The sequence below is a fragment of the Streptomyces sp. NPDC019443 genome (assembly GCF_044389785.1).
In the GTDB taxonomy this organism is placed as follows: Bacteria; Actinomycetota; Actinomycetes; order Streptomycetales; family Streptomycetaceae; genus Streptomyces.
In genome coordinates this window covers 773,449-789,916 of sequence record NZ_JBIRYJ010000001.1, presented here as the reverse complement: position 1 = coordinate 789,916, position 16,468 = coordinate 773,449, and the positions used below count along the sequence as shown (strand labels likewise).

Genomic DNA, 16,468 nt, shown 5'->3' with positions numbered 1-16,468 from the left:
AATGTGGCAGTACCGCGTCGAGCGGCCCTACAGCTGCGATGCAGTGAGCTCATTCGGCGCCCGGCTCGGCGAGGATGTACTCCACCAGCGCCTGGGGGGTCGGGTTGCGCAGCACCGCCTCGGCCGGCAGCCGCAGCCCGGTGGCCGCGTTGAGCCGGTTGCGCAGATCCACGCTCAGCAGTGAGTCGAACCCGAGCTCCTTGAAGGAGTCCGTCGGGCCGACCGTCACGGTGTCGGTGTAGCCGAGCACCTCGGCGGCGTGGGCGCACACCATCTCCACCAGCGTCTGGTCCGTGTGTCCGGACAGCGGCTGCGGGGGCTCGTTCGCACCCGCGGCCCCCTGGTCGGCGCGACCGGGCGCGGGGATGATGACCGGCGCGGTCGGGGTGCCTCGGCCGGCCGCCCTTTGCTCGTGCAGGGCCTGGAACAGCCCGGCGGCCCGGCCTCCGGACCGGGGTCCGTCGTTGGCAGGCCGCAGGGCCACCAGGAACGGCCGTGCGGACGCCAATCCCTCGTCGAGGAGCCGAAGCGCGGGTTGGGTGGCCATCGGCGCGATACCGATGGCGGCCAGCGCGGCCACATCGGGGTCGGTCAGATGCGAGGTCATGCCGGTCTGCTCCTCCCACAGCCCCCATGCCAGCGAGGTCGCCTCCAGGCCCCGGGACCGCCGGTACTGGGCGAGGGCGTCGAGGAAGGTGTTGGCTGCCGCATAGTTGCTCTGGCCCGGCCCGCCAATCACCCCGGCCGCCGAGGAGAACAGCACGAACGCCGAGAGGTCGAGGTCCTGGGTGAGCTCGTGCAGGTACCAGGCAGCGTGTGCCTTGGGACCCACCACTGCGCGCAGTCTGGCCGGTGTCATCTGGGTGATCAGACCGTCGTCGAGCACCCCGGCCGTGTGAAAGACACTTCCCGGCGAGTGTTCCGCGACCACCTTGGCGAGCGCGGCCCGGTCGGTGACGTCGCACGCCAGGATCTGTGCCTCGGCACCCAGCCCCGCCAGTTCCGCCGCCAGCTCGCTCGCCCCCGGCGCCGCAGGGCCCCGGCGGCTCAGCAGCAGCAGCCTGCGGGCGCCGTGAACGGCGACAAGATGGCGGGCCAGCACCGCGCCCAGGCCGCCGACACCGCCGGTGACGAGCACCGGGCGCTCCACGTCGAGGCCGCGTCGCATGGTCAGCGCGAGCTTGCCCCGCTGCTTGGCACGGCTGAGCATGCGCAGCGGTACATGCCCATGATGGATGTCCCAGGTGCGCAGGGGCAGATGGGCCAGCGCGCCGCTCTCGAACAGGGCGATGAGCTCGCCCAGCACCTCGCCGATCCGCTCCGGACCGACGCCCAGGATGTTGTAGGCACGGTAGGTGATGCCGGGGTACTGCTCCTCGGTCCTTGCCACGTCCCTGATGTCGGTCTTGCCCATCTCGGCGAACCGTCCACCGGGCGCCAGCAGCCGTAGCGAGGCGTCGATGGCTTCATTGGCCAGCGAGTTGAGTACGACGTCGATGCCCCACCCGCCGGTGGCCGCGCGGAAGTCGTCCTCGAAGGACAGGGAACGGGACGAGGCGATGTGGTCACCGGGGATTCCCCAGTCCCGCAGCGTCCCGTGCTTGCTCGGCCCCGCGGTGGCGAAGACCTCCGCGCCCAGATGCCTGGCCAGCTGGATGGCCGCAAGGCCCACACCGCCGGTCGCCGTGTGGATCAGCACCGACTCGCCCGGCCGTACGTCGGCGACCTCCACCAGGCACTGGTAGGCGGTGATGAACACGATCGGGACGCTCGCGGCCTGCGCGTGGGTCCAGCCCGCGGGGATGCCCTTGATCATCCGCTCGTCGGCGACCGCGACGGGTCCCAGGGAGCGCTCGAAGACGCCGAACACCTGGTCCCCCACCGCGACCTGGTTGACGTCGGCCCCGACCTCGGTGACCACTCCGGCGCCCTCGCTGCCCATGGTCTTCTCCGTGGCGACCAGGCCCATCCCGACCGCGATGTCCCGGAAGTTGAGGCCTGCGGCCCGTACTTCGATACGGACCTCCCGGGGCCCGAGAGGCTGGGCGGCCTCCGGGTGCGGCACCAGCGCCAGGTTGTCCAGCGTGCCCCTGCTTGTGACGTCGAGGCGCCATGCGCCGTGCCCGTCCGGTGCCGGCAGACCGTCACTGCCCGGTGCGCGCAGCCGGGGCTGATAGACCTTGCCCTCGCGGATGGCCGTCTCGGGCGCGCCACAGTTGAGCGCCGCCCCCAGGACGTCGGCAGATGCCGGATCGTCGTCGATGTCGACCAGCAGGAAGGTGTCCGGATGCTCCGCCTGCGCGGCCCGGACCAGTCCGGTGACCACGGATGACGCCAGGCCCTGGACGGGTTCGCGACCTGTCACGTCCAGGGCCCGGCGGGTCAGCACCGCCAAGCGCGCCGAGGAAAATCGCCGGTCGGCCAGCCATCCCTGCAGCAGGTCCGTGACCTCACCGGTCAGCCGGTCCATGGCGGCGGGCAGCGACCCGGTGTCGTCGGCCGTGCCGCCCCCTTCGACGGGTGCGACGAGGATGTGCGGTACAGGGCTGGGGACCGACTCGAGGTCGGGGAAGTCACGGGCGGCGCCCAGCGCAGGCGCCGACAGTGTCGACCAGTCCTCTGCCGACAGGACGTCCCCAGGTACAGGTTCCCAGGTCAGCTCGAAGTTGGCGGCCCGGTCACCGAAGGCGTCGCCGGCGCCCGCCAAGGGGCGCAGCACGAGCGAGTCGACCGATGCGACGGTGCGGCCGTGCTCGTCCGCGCACTGCATTGACAGTCCGCCCTCGTCCGCCACCATGCGAACCCGCAGTGTCCGCGCGGCGGAGCCAGGCAGGGTGACGCCGCGCCAGGCGAACGGCACGACCAGTTCCCGACCAGCCTGGAGTACCGCGGCGTGCAGGGCCGCGTCGAGCAGCGCGGGATGCGCGGTCGCGTACGGGAAGGTGGTCGCCGCTTCCTGCGGCAGAGTCACCTCGGCGAAGGTCTCTTCACCGCGTACCCACATCCGGCGCAGGCCGGTGAACGCCGGGCCGTAGCGGTAGCCACGCTCGGCCAGCCGGTCGTACGCGCCGGTCAGGTCGACGGGCGAGGCGTCGGCCGGGGGCCACTGCGCGGTCGCGTGCGGCGCCGCCGTGTCCATGTCGTCTGCTGCGGGAGCCAGCACACCGGACGCGTGCTCGACCCAGTCCGATCCGTCCGGGCGGCGCGCGTGCACGGTCAGCGTCCGGCGGCCCGAGGCGTCGGCGGGCTCCAGGACAACCCGGACGTCGACCGTTCCCTCCCCGGGGACGGGCAGGGGGACGCCGACGGTGAACTCGGCGACCTTCGTGCAGCCCACCGCGGCGCCGGCCTCGGCGGCGAGGGACAGGAAGGCGGTCGCCGGGACCAGCGTGGACTCCCGTACGACGTGGCCGGCCAGCCACTGATGCCGCGCCGGGTCGATCGTCGCGGTGAAGACGGACTGGCCGGACGGCATGGGGATGTGCGCGGTGTCGAAGGCGCCCGTCCCGGAGCCGCTGGTGCCGGCTGGAGCGGTGACCCAGTACCGGCTGCGGGTGAAGGCGAACGACGGCAGGTCGATCCTGCGGCCCTGTGGCTGGACGGAGGAGAGGTCCACGGCCACGCCGGATGCCTGGGCGGCGGCCGCGGACGCGACGAACTGGCTCAGGCCGGTGCCCCGGCGGATGGACCCGATGACGGTGCCCTGCACACCGGCGCCATCGAGGATGTCCAACAGGCCCATGGTGAGCACGGGATGAGGACTGATCTCGATGAAGGCCCGGTGCCTCCTGGCGATGAGCCGCTCGACGGCCGGCTGGAAGCGCACGGTGCCGCGGAGGTTGTCGTACCAGTAGGAGGCGTCCAGGACCGTGGTGTCGATGGCCTCGCCGGTCAGGGTCGAGTACATCGGTACGGCGGCCTGGCGCGGCAGCACACCCGTCAACTGCTGGGCCAGAGGCTCCCGGAGCACTTCCATGGCGGAGGTGTGCGAGGCATAGTCGACGTCGATCCGCTTGGCGTCGACGCCCTGCCGCTCACAGGCCGTCAGCAGCTCGGTCAGCGCCTCCTCGCCGCCTGCGACGACCGTGACATGGGGACCGTTCAGGGCGGCGATTCCGACGCCACGCGCCGGGCCGCCCACGGAATCCAGCAGGCTCTGTGTGTCAGCCGCGCCCAGCGGGACGGAGACCATCCCGCCGCTCCCGGCCAGTGTGTGCAGGGCCTTGCTGCGCAGCGCGACGACCCTGCAGGCGTCGCCGAGGCTCAGCGCGCCCGCCACGTGCGCGGCGGCGATCTCGCCCTGCGAGTGACCGATGACCGCCGCCGGCCGGACACCCACGCTCTCCCACAGCCGTGCCAGGGACACCATCACGGCGAACAGGGCGGGCTGTACGACATCAACCCTGTCCAGCGCTTCGCCCCGTAGGGCATCGATGAGCTGTCGGCCGCTGTACGGGGCCAGGGCCTCTCCGCAGGCTCGCATGCTGTCGCGGAAGACCTCGGACTCCTCGGACAGAGCGAGCCCCATCTCGCGCCACTGCGATCCCTGCCCGGGAAAGACGAAGACCGGGCCGACGGAGCCCTGCCGGGCCTCGCCGCGCAGCACGGTGGGCGACCGGTACTGGCCGGGTACGGCCGGAACTGCCTCCTTCGAGGCGAGCCTGCGCAGTCCGGCAGCCAGGTCCTCCGTCGTATCGGCGATCACCGCTCCGCGGTGGGCGAACCGGGCCCGGGACCGCAGGACATGCCCGACGTCCTCGGGGGCGGCCTCCGGCGCGCCGATCACGAAGTCGCCGAGCACCTCGGCCTGGGTACGCAGCGAGTCACCGCTCGGTGCGGAGAGGGACCAGACGAACGGGCCGCCGACGGAGCGGGCCGGCTCGTCCGTGGCGGCCTCGCCGTCCGCGGGCGCCGGGCTCCCCTCTTCCAGTACGAGGTGCGCGTTGGTGCCGCTGATCCCGAAGGAGGACACCGCGGCACGCCTGGGCCGCTCCTCGCGCGGCCAGGGCCGGGCCTCGGTCAGCAGAGAAAGCCCGCTTTCCTCCCACTCCACGTGCCGGCTCGGCCGGCCCACGTGGAGGGTGGCCGGGAGGACACCGGCACGCATCGCCTGGACCATCTTGATCACTCCGCCGACCCCGGCGGCGGCTTGTGTGTGCCCCAGGTTCGACTTCAGTGAACCCAGCCACAGCGGCCGGCCCGGTGCACGGTTGCGGCCGTACGTCGCCGCCAGCGCCCGTGCCTCGATCGGGTCGCCGAGCTCCGTTCCGGTGCCGTGTGCCTCTACGGCGTCGATGTCCCGGGGGTCGATCCCCGCCCTGCTCATGGCGAGGGTGATGACCTCCTCCTGAGCCGACTTGTTCGGTGCGGTCAGACCGTTGCTCGCGCCGTCCTGGTTGGTGGCGCTGCCGCGGATCAGGGCGAGGATTCGGTGCCCCCGCGCGAGGGCGTCCGACTCGCGCTCCAGCAGCAGCAGCCCCGCGCCCTCCGACCAGGCAGTGCCGTCCGCGTCGTCGGAGAAGGACTTGCAGCGCCCGTCCGGCGAAAGGCCGCCCTGCCGACTGAAGTCGATGAACAGGCCCGGAGTGGGCATCACCGCGACACCGCCGGCCAGCGCCATGTCGCAGTCGCCCATCCGCAGGGCCTGGGCGGCGATGTGCAGGGCGACCAGCGAGGACGAGCAGGCCGTGTCCACGGTGAGCGCGGGGCCGCGCAGCCCGAAGTAGTACGCGACGCGGCCCGAAGCGACGCTGGTGGTGCTGCCGGTGATGCGGTATCCGCCCGATCCCTGGCTGTCCTCGTGCAGCCGCGGCCCGTACTCCTGCGCCATCGCCCCCACGAAGACACCGACGTTGGCGCCGGCCAGTTCGGCCCGGTCCAGTCCGGCTCTCTCGAAGGTGTCCCAGGCCACTTCGAGGAGCAGCCGCTGCTGCGGGTCCATGCCCGCCGCCTCGCGAGGCGAAATGCCGAAGAACTTCGCGTCGAACATGTCCGCGTCGTGGAGGAATCCGCCGTGCCGGGTGCTGGATTTACCTTCGGCGTCCGGAGACGGGTCGTATATGTCCGCCAGGTCCCAGCCGCGGTTGTCGGGGAATTCGGTGATCGCGTCGCCCCCCGCCGCGACGAGCTGCCAGAGGTCCTCCGGGGTCCTGACACCACCGGGGTAGCGGCAGCCCATGGACACGATGGCGATCGCGTCCTGCTCGCCGTGCGGAGAAGCCGATTCGCGGATCATGTGCAACAGCCCTTTCATGAAATGGGCGCAGACCGGTCAGGCTGAGCCGTACGGGCGGCGCCGTGCCCTGTGGGTGCGGCGCCGGACCCGTGCTAGAGCGGTGCGTCCGACTCGAACGCCTCGATCAGGGACGCGGGAGTGGGCCGGTCGAAGAGCAGCGTGGTGGGCAGGGGACGTCCGGTGATCCTGGCCAGCATGGTGCGCAACGCCACGGCCATCCGGGAGTCCATCCCGAGGTCGCTGAAGGACCGGCTCACATCGAGATCGGCCTCCGGCCCCAGCCCGAGGACTTCGAGTGTGGAGGTCACGACCAGGTCGAACGGGTCTCGGCTCCACTGGACGGCGGGGCTCCCGGCTTGCGGCGCCGCCACCTCCTCCGTGGTGTCCAGCCAATGGCGCCCCCGCTGGAACGGATACAGCGGGAGGTCCGTGGCCCGCGCGTGCCGTCCGAAGACGGCCGGCCAACGGACCGGCACGCCGAACACATGGGCAGCGGCCACGGATTCGGCCACACCGCCGGTCTCGTCCTCCGTGGCCATGGGCGCGGTGAAGCGTTCCACGCCGTGGTCCACGGTCTCCGCGGCCATGGTCGACAGCCCCTGGCCCGGGCCCAGTTCGACGAAGAAGCGGGCGCCCAGTTCGTGGGCCGTCCTGAGCGCAGGCCCGAAGCGTACGGTGGCGCACACATGGTGAGCCCAGTAGTCGGGGGTGGCGATGTGCTCGGCCAGTGCCGGGCTGCCGGTCACCGTCGAGACAATCACCGGGCCGCTGGGCGGGTTCCAGCTCAGCCCCTCGGCGACGCTTCGCAACTCGTCCCGGATGGGGGCCATCAGCGGGGAGTGCCCGGCCACCGCGATCCGCAGTCGGCGGATTCGGCGCCCCAGCGACTCGAAGTGGGCGGCCACCCTGCTGGTGGCCTGCTCCTCACCGGACACCACCAGGGAGCGCGGGCTGTTGACCGCGGCGATGCCGACGAGTCCCGGCTCCCGGTCGACCGCCCTTTGCACCTCGTCCTCCTCCGCCTGGACGGCGATCATCGCGCCGCCGGGCGGCAGAGTGTTGATCAGCCGCCCCCGGTGGGCGACCAGGGCGGCCGCGTCCTCCAGGGAGAGCACACCCGTCACGTGTGCGGCGGTGATCTCGCCCTGGGAGTGGCCGACCAGCAGGTCCGGCACCAGACCGAAGGACTCCAGCAGCCGGTACAGGCCGACTTCGAGCGCGAACAGGGCGGGCTGCGCGTAACTCAGTTTGTCGACCAGGTCCTGACGGCCCCACATGGCGTCGGCGAGGCTGGCGCCGAGAACCGGCTCCAGCGCGGCACACGCGTCGTCGAACGCCCGGGCGAAGGCCCCGAATTCCTTGTGCAGCTGCTCGCCCATGCCGGCGCGCTGCATGCCCTGGCCAGGGAAGAGGAACGCGGTGAGACCGCTGCCGCGGGTGCCCTGGACTATGCGGTTCGCCCCGTCGGCCGGGGAGCCGTCGGCGAGGGCACGCAGACTCGTCAGCAACTGGTCGGTACCGGAGGCAACCACGGCGGCGCGCCGGTCGAACGCCGTCCTGGTCGTCGCTGACGCCAGGCCGAGGTCGGCGAGCACGGCCGGCCGGGTGGTGCCGTCGAGTACGTCGGCGAGATTCTTCGCCTGCTGCCGCATCGCCGCTTCGGTCCGGCCGGACACCACGACGGGTACCACCGAGACCTGGTCGGCCGGCTCTTCCACGTCGGCGAGGGCCCGGGACGGGGCCTCGCCCAGCACCACATGACAGTTGGTACCACCGAGGCCGAAGGAGGAGACACCGGCGACCTGCGGCGCTCCCCTCTCCGGCCATGCCCGGCGGCCGTCGCAGACCCGCAGGCGCAGCGCGCTCATGTCGATCGCCGGGTTCGGCTCCCGGTAGTTGAGGCTGGGCGGCAGTTCGCGGTGGAACAGGGCGAGTGCGGTCTTGATGACCCCGGCGATTCCCGCCGCCGCCTCCAGATGCCCGATGTTGGTCTTCACCGACCCCACCAGAAGCGGCCTGTCCGACGGCCGCCCGCCGCCCAGCGCACCGCCCAGTGCCACGGCCTCCACCGGGTCCCCCAGCGCGGTCCCGGTGCCGTGCAGCTCCACATAGCTCACATCGGCGGGAGACACCCCGGCCTGCCGGCAGGCGGCGGTCAGGACCTCTCGCTGGGCGTCCTCGCTGGGCGCGGTCAGCCCGGTGCGGGCGCCGTCGCTGTTCATCGCACCGCCCAGTACGGTGCAGTAGATCCGGTCGGCGTCCGCCACGGCCTTGCTGAGCGGCTTGAGGACCAGCACCCCGGCTCCTTCACCGCGGACGATCCCGTCTGCCCTGGCGTCGAAGGTGTGGCAGCGCCCGCTGGGTGAGAGGGCGCCGAGCGCCTCGACCACCTCGTCGCCCTTGGCGGTGAGGTTGAGCTGGACGCCCGCGACAATCGCCGTCGAGCATTCCCCTCGGCGAAGCCCCTGCACGGCTTGGTGCAGCGCGGACAGCGACGAGGACTGTCCTGTGTCGACGACGAGACTCGGGCCGGTGAAGCCGAAGAAGTGGGAGAGCCGGTTGGCGAGGAAGGCCCGTCCGGTTCCGGTCATGGTGTAGGTGGACGGCGGCCCGTCCGCGGCGCGGCTGAGGAACGCGTACTCGTCCGAACCGGCGCCGACGAAGACCCCGGTGGGACCGGCGGACAGCGTCACCGGGGTGGTGCGGGCGTCTTCCAGCGCGTGCCAGCACAGTTCGAGGAGCAGCCGCTGCTGCGGGTCGGCCGCGGCCGCCTCCCGGGCCGGCATGCCGAAGAACTCCGCGTCGAACCGGTCGACGTCCTCCAGATACCCGCCGGGACGGCGGCCCTCCCGCAGACCGCTCCCGGGCCCGATCGCCTGGCCGCCGGACACCAGAAGCCGCCAGAAGGCGGCCGGGCCGTCCGCTCCGGGGAAGCGGCAGGCCATGCCCACCACGGCTACGGGTTCATCCGCGCCCGGTGCGGGTGCTCGTGTGAAGTCTTCGCTCATGGCCTTCCCCCAGTTTTCGCCGGTACGGCGAGAGGTGCGCTCCCGGCGGTCCCGGTCTGTGTCGGTACGGGCCGGGTGAACAGCCGCCGTTCGGCGGCCTCGACGGCCTGGATGTCGGCTTCGTCGCCCCGGCAGCGGTCCGGCAGCAGTGCCAGGACGGCGCTGCGACCGGTGGCGACCGCCGGATGCCGGCGTGCGAGTGTGCTCAGGCTCCTGCCCGGCCCGGCCTCGACGAGCAGACAGTCCGGGTGGTCGGTGAGCAGAGTGGTCAGGGTCGGCGCGAAGTAGACGGTCGCGGAGGCCTGTCCGGCCCAGAACTCGGGGTCCCGCGCCTCGCGTTCGCCGAGCACGCCCTGGGTGTAGGCGGAGTACACGGTGAGCCGGGGCGGCGACAGCCGCACCGAGCGCCAGTCGGGCAGGGAGGCGGCCACCGCGCCGGCGACCACCGGACTGTGGAACGCCTGGCGGGCCATGACGTCCCGGCAGACCAGCCCTCTGCCGCTGAGGATCCGAGCGGCGCCGTCCAGCGGCTCGCGCTCACCGGCCAGCAGCAACTGACGGCCCGCGTTCACCGCCGCCAGATGCACCTCCGGGCCCAGGACGTCGGCGACTTCCTCGACCGAGGCGGCGACCGCGAGCATCCCGCCGGGCGGAGTGTCCGCGAACTGGGCCATCCGGCCGCGCATCAGCCGGATTCCTTCGGCGAATTCGAGTACGCCGGCCAGAGTGGCGGCCGCGAGCTCTCCCACGCTGTGCCCGAGCATGGCGACGGGACTCAGGCCTCGGTGGAGCAGCATCCGTCCGAGGGCGTGATTGACCGCGTACAGCAGGGGCTGGGCCACGGACACGTCATCGAACATCGGCGACGGAGCCGGCGCGAGCCACTCCGACCGCAGTCGCGCACCGTCGTCCCCGAACAGCCGGAATGCTTCGTCCATCCAGGTGCTGAACGTGTCTTCGCGCCCGTACAGACCTGCCGCCATCCTCGGGTGCTGCGCACCCTGTCCGGCGAACATCAGGACGACAGGCTGGGCGGGCTGCGTCATGTCCGACATCCACATACCTTTCGTCAGCTCGGCCACACGGTGCTGCCCTGTGTTCGAGGCTCGCCTGAGGATGGTTCGAACTTCCCTGATCCATCCGGGCTCGAGCCGGTTTCGAACTTCCCGTCCCACACTCCGGGCCTCAGGGGTGCGGCCGGTTCCCGGGAACCGGCCGCCGCTTGGCCACGTGGGCGTACGGGGGGAGACTCGGTGGAAGTCGCAGACGTATACGTATCGGGTGTCGGGCTCCATCTGCCAAGGCGTATGCCGGTCGCCGAGGTGGCGGAACGAGGTCTGGCCGACTGGCGGACCATCCGGCGCACGGGCATGCGATCGGTGTGTGTCGGAGACCAGTCGGGACCCGAGATGGCAGTCGAGGCGGCGAAAGAGGCCCTGCGGGCGGCTGGTGCGGCTCCGGCCGACATCGGGCTGGTGCTGCATGCCAGCACCTGGTTCCAGGGCCACGACCTGTGGGCACCGGCGTCGTATGTACAGCGCGAGGCTGTCGGCAACACCTGCCTCTCCATGCAGGTAGGGCAGTTGTCCAACGGCGGTATGGCGGCGATGGAGCTCGCTGTGACCCAGCTGCGGGCCGACTCCGGCCCGCACAGTGTGCTGATCACCACGGGGGACCGCTTCTGCCTACCGGGTTTCGACCGGTGGCGCACCGACCCCGGAACGGTCTGCGGGGACGGCGGGACGGCGATCGTCCTGTCCCGGGCGGGCGGTTTCGCGCGGCTGCGCAGCCTGGTCACGGTGTCCGATCCGGCGCTCGAGGGGATGGGCCGGGGCGATGACGATTTCGCGCCGGCGCCACTGGGCGCCCGCTCGCCGATCAGTGTGGCGGCGTCCCGGGACCACCTGGTGCACGAGGTCGGACTGACGAACCTGCTCGAGCGGCTGCAGTCGGGCCAACGCGCCGCGTTCAACCAGGCGCTGGACGAATCCGGCACCAAGGCCGCCCATGTCAACTGGTTCGTGCTGCCGAACCTCGGGCGTCCGAAGATGGACGCCCAGTTCTTCCAGGTCCTGGACATCGAGCCCGAGCGGAGCACCTGGTCCTGGGGCTCGGAAGTGGGCCACCTCGGCGCCGGAGACCCGTTCGCCGGGCTTGCCTCTCTGGTACGTACCCGGGCGCTGAGTCCCGGTCAGTTCTGTGTCCTGGTCAGCGCGGGCGGTGGATTCGCCTGGTCGGTCGCCGTACTGGAGATCGTCGACGAGCCGCCGGCTTCACGGCATATCGGGGACTGAGCTCGATGCCTGTACATCGAGCATGTTTCCACGCGAAATCTAGGCGCCCACCCGACGCTGTCAGCCGGACCATTCACTGCTTTTGCCGTCGATACGGAGGTTGAGTCCCCAGCCATGAGGACCAGTGAAAACTCAGCGGATGTGCTGCGGGAATTCCGCCGCCAGAAACCCCAATGGTCGCCGTCACCTTCCGGCGACGGCAGCGAAGAGTGCGTCGTGGAGGTTCCACTCGACCACTCCCGGCCCGACGGCCCGCGTCTGTCCGTCGCCGTCAACCGGATACGGGCCAAGGATCCGGGCCGACGGCGTGGAATTCTCCTCGCGCTGAACGGCGGGCCCGGCGGGTACTTCGGGCTGGGCCGCCGGTTTCCCGCGATGCTGTCCCGCACCCGGCTCGGCGAATGCTACGACCTCATCGGGTTCGATCCGCGTGGGACGGGCGGTTCCACGCCCCTGACCGGTGAGATCACCTCGACGGAGGCGCCCTTCGACTCGCGGCCCGCGGACGTCGATTTCCCGCTCGTCGCCGAGGACTTCCGCAGGCGCGAGGAGGGCAACCAGCGCGCGGGAGGGGAGCCGCGCCGGCACCACAGCACCCGGAATGTCGCCAGGGACATGGAGGTGATCCGGGAGGTGCTGGGCGAGGAAAGGCTCAGCTTCATCGGATACACCTACGGCACCTATGTCGGAGCCGTGTACGGCAGTATGTTCCCCTCCCGACTGGACCGCTGCGTGCTCGATTCCTGCGTACATCCGGACTGGTCCTGGCGGGAACAGTTCATGGCGCAGGGGCGAGCCAACCGGGCGAATGTCGAGAAGTGGGCGGAATGGGCGGCGGAGCGTGCCGGACTCTTCGGTCTCGGCGCCTCGCCGGATGCGGTGGTGTCGGCAGTCGAGGAAGCCGCACACAACACCGCGGCGCAGGCCGGGAATTATCTCCGTACCCTTTTCGACGGCGCGATGGGGTCGCGCTCCGCGAACCGGGCCAGGTGGGCCGAGCTCGGCCATCTTGTCGCGGACCTGCGCACCGGCGACAAAGCGACGATCGAGAAATGGCTCGCCGACGAAAAGGTGTGGCCTCCGGCAGAAACGGAGGGGACCACGCGCTGCGGCGTGCTCGACGCCGTCACGCTGGAGAAGGACTGGCCCGAGGACCTCGACGTCTACTTCGAGGACATGCGCCACTTCCGTGAGCACTACCCGTACGGATACGGAGTGATGCGCGCGCAGCCGTGGGTGGGGGCCTTCCGGGCCTTCACCCCGCCGGAGGAGCCGGCCAGGCTGACCGGTGAGGGCCTTGCGACCGGTCTCGTCGTCCACGCCGACGGCGACCCGACGGATCACTACGAGGGCGGGGCTGCGATGGCAGCGCGGCTGGGCTACCGGCTCATCACCGTCGCGGACTCCGGTCAGCACGAGATCTACGCGTTGAACGGCAACCCCGAAGTCGACGCGCTGGTCGAGGCGTTCCTCGTCGACGGCATCGTCCCCGAGGACACCGTCTGCACCAGCACAGTGCATCGCCCGGACATCCCTGCGGACCGGGCCGGCGGCACCGAGCGCCCGGCCGACCACAGCGCCTGACCTCACCAGTGAAGGAAGGAACATGGCACGCGCACTCGTCATCGGTGGCGGCATCGCCGGCACAGTCGTCGCGATCGCACTGCAGAAGGCCGGCCTGGAGCCGACCGTCTACGAAGCCTTCGACCGGACGGCGGACGGCATCGGCAACTTCGTCAATATCGCGCCGAACGGCATCGACGCCCTCGACAGCATCGGACTGGGCCACCTCGTACGGAGCAATGGATTCGACACCCCCGCGATAGCGTTCTACAGCCACACGGGCAGGCCACTGACCGGTGACGTGCCCACCGACCGGCTCTCCGCCGGCGGCATCATCATTCAGACGATCCGGCGTTCGGACCTTTACATCGCGCTGCGCGACGAAGCGGCTCGGCGCAAGATTCCCATCGAGTACGGAAAACGGATCGTCGACGCCACGAGCAGCGGCGGCAAAGTCCACGCCGTGTTCGCTGACGAGACGCACGCCGTGGGCGACCTGCTCGTCGGCGCGGACGGTCTGCGCTCGCAGGTACGCGGCATCATCGACCCGGCCGCCCCCGTACCGCGCTACCTCGGGGTGCTGAACGCCTTCGGCTGCGCACGCGGATTCCCCACCGAGGGACCGCCCGGGGTCATCCGGATGTTCTTCGGAAAGAACAGCTTCTTCAGCTACACCAAGCACCCCAACGGCGATCTGTGGTGGTTCGCCAATCCGCCGCGCGCGACCGAGCCCGACGTCGCGGAGCTCCGCAAGGCGAAGTTGTCCTGGCGCGAGGATCTGCTGAGGCTGTTCGCCTCCGACGGGACACCGGCAGCGCGGATCATCTCGGCCACACCCGATCTGGCGCCGCCCTCCCCCACATACGACCTGCCGAAGGTGCCACGCTGGCACCGGGATCACATGATCGTGATCGGCGACGCCGCGCACGCGGTGTCCCCGACCGCCGGGCAGGGCTGCTCCGTGGCCATGGAGGACGCCGTCGTCCTGGCCAAGTGCCTGCGTGACGCGTCGGGCGTCAAACAGGCCTTCATCACCTACGAGTCGGTGCGCCGCAAGCGCGTTGAAGACATCGTGGCGCAGGGCAAGTACAACAACGAGGGCAATATGCGCCGCGGTCCGGCGGGCCGGTTCGTGCGCAACTACTTCATCTCACGGGCCTTCAAAAACGCGGCCGCCAAGGCCGACCCGACGTGGATGAGCAGCCATCACATCGACTGGCACACACCGGAACTGACCGGGGACGACGGGCGCGGTCTGCGAGCTCCGTCATGACCGGCTCCCGGTCCGCCGCGCCCACGGATCCGACTCGCTCTGCCGAGGAGACAGCGACGATGACCACTACCGCGGACGGCTCCGGAACGCAGGAGACGTTCCCCTACGCCCGTCCTGCCGCCTTCACCCCGCCCCCGCAGTACGCGGCGATGGTCGAGAACGGTGTCACTCAGGTGACGCTCGCCAACACGGGCCTGCGCGTCTGGACGGTCACCGGACACGAGTCCGTCCGCCGCATCCTGACCGACCCTCGGGCCAGCGCCTCCCGCAAGCACGCCAACTTCCCCTTCTACTTCGTCGCGCCGCCCGAGGCCCGTACCGAGACCTCCTTCATCGGCTACGACCCTCCGGAGCACACCATCTCCCGGCAGAAGGCCGCCGCCGCCTTCACCTATCAGCGGGTCCAGAAGCTGCGCGGACGCATTCAGGAGCTCGTCGACGAGCACATCGACCGGCTGCTGGCCCTGCCGCCGCCGGTGGACTTCCACCGCTTGTTCTCGCTGTCCCTGCCGACGACCGTGATCTGCGACATGCTCGGCATCCCGCAGAACGACCATGACTTCATCATCGAGCACAGCAACAACATGTTCGGCATCCTCAGCACCCCGGAGCAGAGGGTGGCGGCGATCGTCGAGGTCAACGCCTATGTGGAGAAGCTGGTCGCGCTCAAGGAGACCGAGCCGGGCGAGGATCTGATCAGCACCATCATCGCGGAGTACCGCAAGTCGGACGAGGACTACACCCGGCGGGACCTGGTCAACATGGTCCGGATGCTGATGAACGGCGGACACGAGACCACGGGGAGCATGCTCTCCTTCGGCACCGCCTGTCTGCTCGACAACCCCGACCAGCTGGCGGAGCTGCTGGCCGATCCGGAGACGATGATCGGGCCGGCGACCGAGGAACTGCTGCGTGTGGTGACCATCGGGGACATCGGTGTCCCGCGCGTCGCACTCGAAGACATCGAGATCGACGGCACGGTCATCCCGGCCGGTGACGGCATCCTGTGCCTGCTGCTCACCGCCAACCGGGACCCGGAGGTCTTTCCCGAGCCGGAGAAGCTCATCCTGCGCCGGGGCAGCCGAAAGCAGGTCGGATTCGGCCACGGGGCGCACCACTGCATCGGCGCCGAGCTGGCGAGGCTGGAGATGCAGATCGCCTGGACGACGCTGTTCCGCCGCATTCCCACACTCAGGCTCGCCAAGCCGCTCGAGGACATTCCCCGTAAGGAGGGCGCCATCGTCTACGGGGTACGCGAACTGCCCGTCACCTGGGACGAGTGATGGGCGGCGAAATGGAGGCGTACGGATCCGGCCTGGCCGAGCTCTACGAACTCATCTACGCCGGCCGTGGCAAGGACTACGCCGCCGAGTCGGCCGATGTGACCGCGCTCGTCCAGGCCCGGAAGCCGGATGCCTCATCCCTCCTCGACGTCGCCTGCGGGACCGGCGGTCATCTGGTGTTCTTCAAGCAGCACTTCGGCACCGTGGAGGGGCTGGAGCTCTCGGAGCACATGATCGCCAAGGCCGGGCAGAGCATGCCCGATGTCCCGGTGCACCAGGGTGACATGCAGAACTTCACGCTCGAGCGCAGCTACGACGCCATCTCCTGCATGTTCAGCTCGATCGGTTACGTGGGATCGGCGGTCGAGCTGGACAACACTCTCTCGAGCCTGGCGCGCCACCTGAATCCCGGTGGCGTGATCGTGATCGAGCCCTGGTACTTCCCGGAGGCATTCCTGCCGGGTTACATCGCGGACGATCTCGTCCGGACGGACGACCGGGTCACGGTACGCGTCTCCCACTCGGAGCGGCACGGCGACCAGGTGCCGATCATCGTCCACTACATCGACGCCCGCAAGGACGCCGGGATACGGCACTTCACCGATGTCCACCGGATGCATCTCTTCACCAGGGAGCAGTACGAGACCGCCTTCGAGCGCGCCGGCTGCTCGGTCGAGTACGTCGACGGAGGCCGCTTCGGCTGCGGTCTGTTCGTCGGCGTACTGAAGTAACGAAAACCTCTGTCGGGCCCGGTCCTGTGGACCGGGCCCGACAGAGGTTTCCTGCATGTGCGTATGGCCGCGGGCGCTGTG

8 protein-coding genes are annotated in these 16,468 nt (G+C 70.4%); 5 read left to right on the top strand and 3 right to left on the bottom strand.

Features of this window, described 5'->3' with window-relative positions:
* Positions 1-49 precede the first annotated feature (49 nt).
* The 3 genes from ACH492_RS03560 to ACH492_RS03550 form a co-directional block, all read right to left on the bottom strand.
* Positions 50-6,235, bottom strand: coding sequence for a type I polyketide synthase (locus tag ACH492_RS03560; RefSeq protein WP_398982302.1), 6,186 nt, complete (start codon positions 6,233-6,235; stop codon positions 50-52).
* 92 nt (positions 6,236-6,327) lie between these two features.
* A complete protein-coding gene (locus ACH492_RS03555; protein ID WP_398982300.1) occupies positions 6,328-9,243 on the bottom strand; it encodes a type I polyketide synthase in 2,916 nt (971 codons plus the stop codon).
* A complete protein-coding gene (locus tag ACH492_RS03550; protein ID WP_398982298.1) occupies positions 9,240-10,289 on the bottom strand; it encodes an acyltransferase domain-containing protein in 1,050 nt (349 codons plus the stop codon). The genes ACH492_RS03555 and ACH492_RS03550 overlap by 4 nt, the downstream gene beginning before the upstream one ends.
* 207 nt (positions 10,290-10,496) lie before the next feature.
* Between ACH492_RS03550 and ACH492_RS03545 the strand changes: the two genes are divergently transcribed.
* The 5 genes from ACH492_RS03545 to ACH492_RS03525 all read left to right on the top strand — a co-directional run bounded on the left by ACH492_RS03545 (position 10,497) and on the right by ACH492_RS03525 (position 16,387).
* Positions 10,497-11,537: a ketoacyl-ACP synthase III family protein gene (locus tag ACH492_RS03545; protein ID WP_398982296.1), complete on the top strand. Its 1,041-nt coding sequence runs from the start codon at positions 10,497-10,499 to the stop codon at positions 11,535-11,537.
* A 114-nt stretch (positions 11,538-11,651) separates the two neighbouring features.
* Positions 11,652-13,121: an alpha/beta fold hydrolase gene (locus ACH492_RS03540; protein ID WP_398982294.1), complete on the top strand. Its 1,470-nt coding sequence runs from the start codon at positions 11,652-11,654 to the stop codon at positions 13,119-13,121.
* A 22-nt stretch (positions 13,122-13,143) separates the two neighbouring features.
* Positions 13,144-14,373 carry an FAD-dependent oxidoreductase gene (locus ACH492_RS03535; RefSeq protein ID WP_398982292.1) on the top strand — a complete coding sequence of 410 codons (1,230 nt, stop codon included), beginning with the start codon at positions 13,144-13,146 and terminating at the stop codon, positions 14,371-14,373.
* Positions 14,374-14,432: 59 nt separating this feature from the next.
* Entirely contained in the window at positions 14,433-15,656 is a 1,224-nt protein-coding gene (locus tag ACH492_RS03530) for a cytochrome P450 (RefSeq protein ID WP_398982290.1), read from the top strand.
* Positions 15,656-16,387 carry a class I SAM-dependent methyltransferase gene (locus tag ACH492_RS03525; RefSeq protein WP_398982288.1) on the top strand — a complete coding sequence of 244 codons (732 nt, stop codon included), beginning with the start codon at positions 15,656-15,658 and terminating at the stop codon, positions 16,385-16,387. Before ACH492_RS03530 ends, ACH492_RS03525 begins: the two co-directional genes overlap by 1 nt.
* The last annotated feature ends 81 nt before the right edge of the window (positions 16,388-16,468 follow it).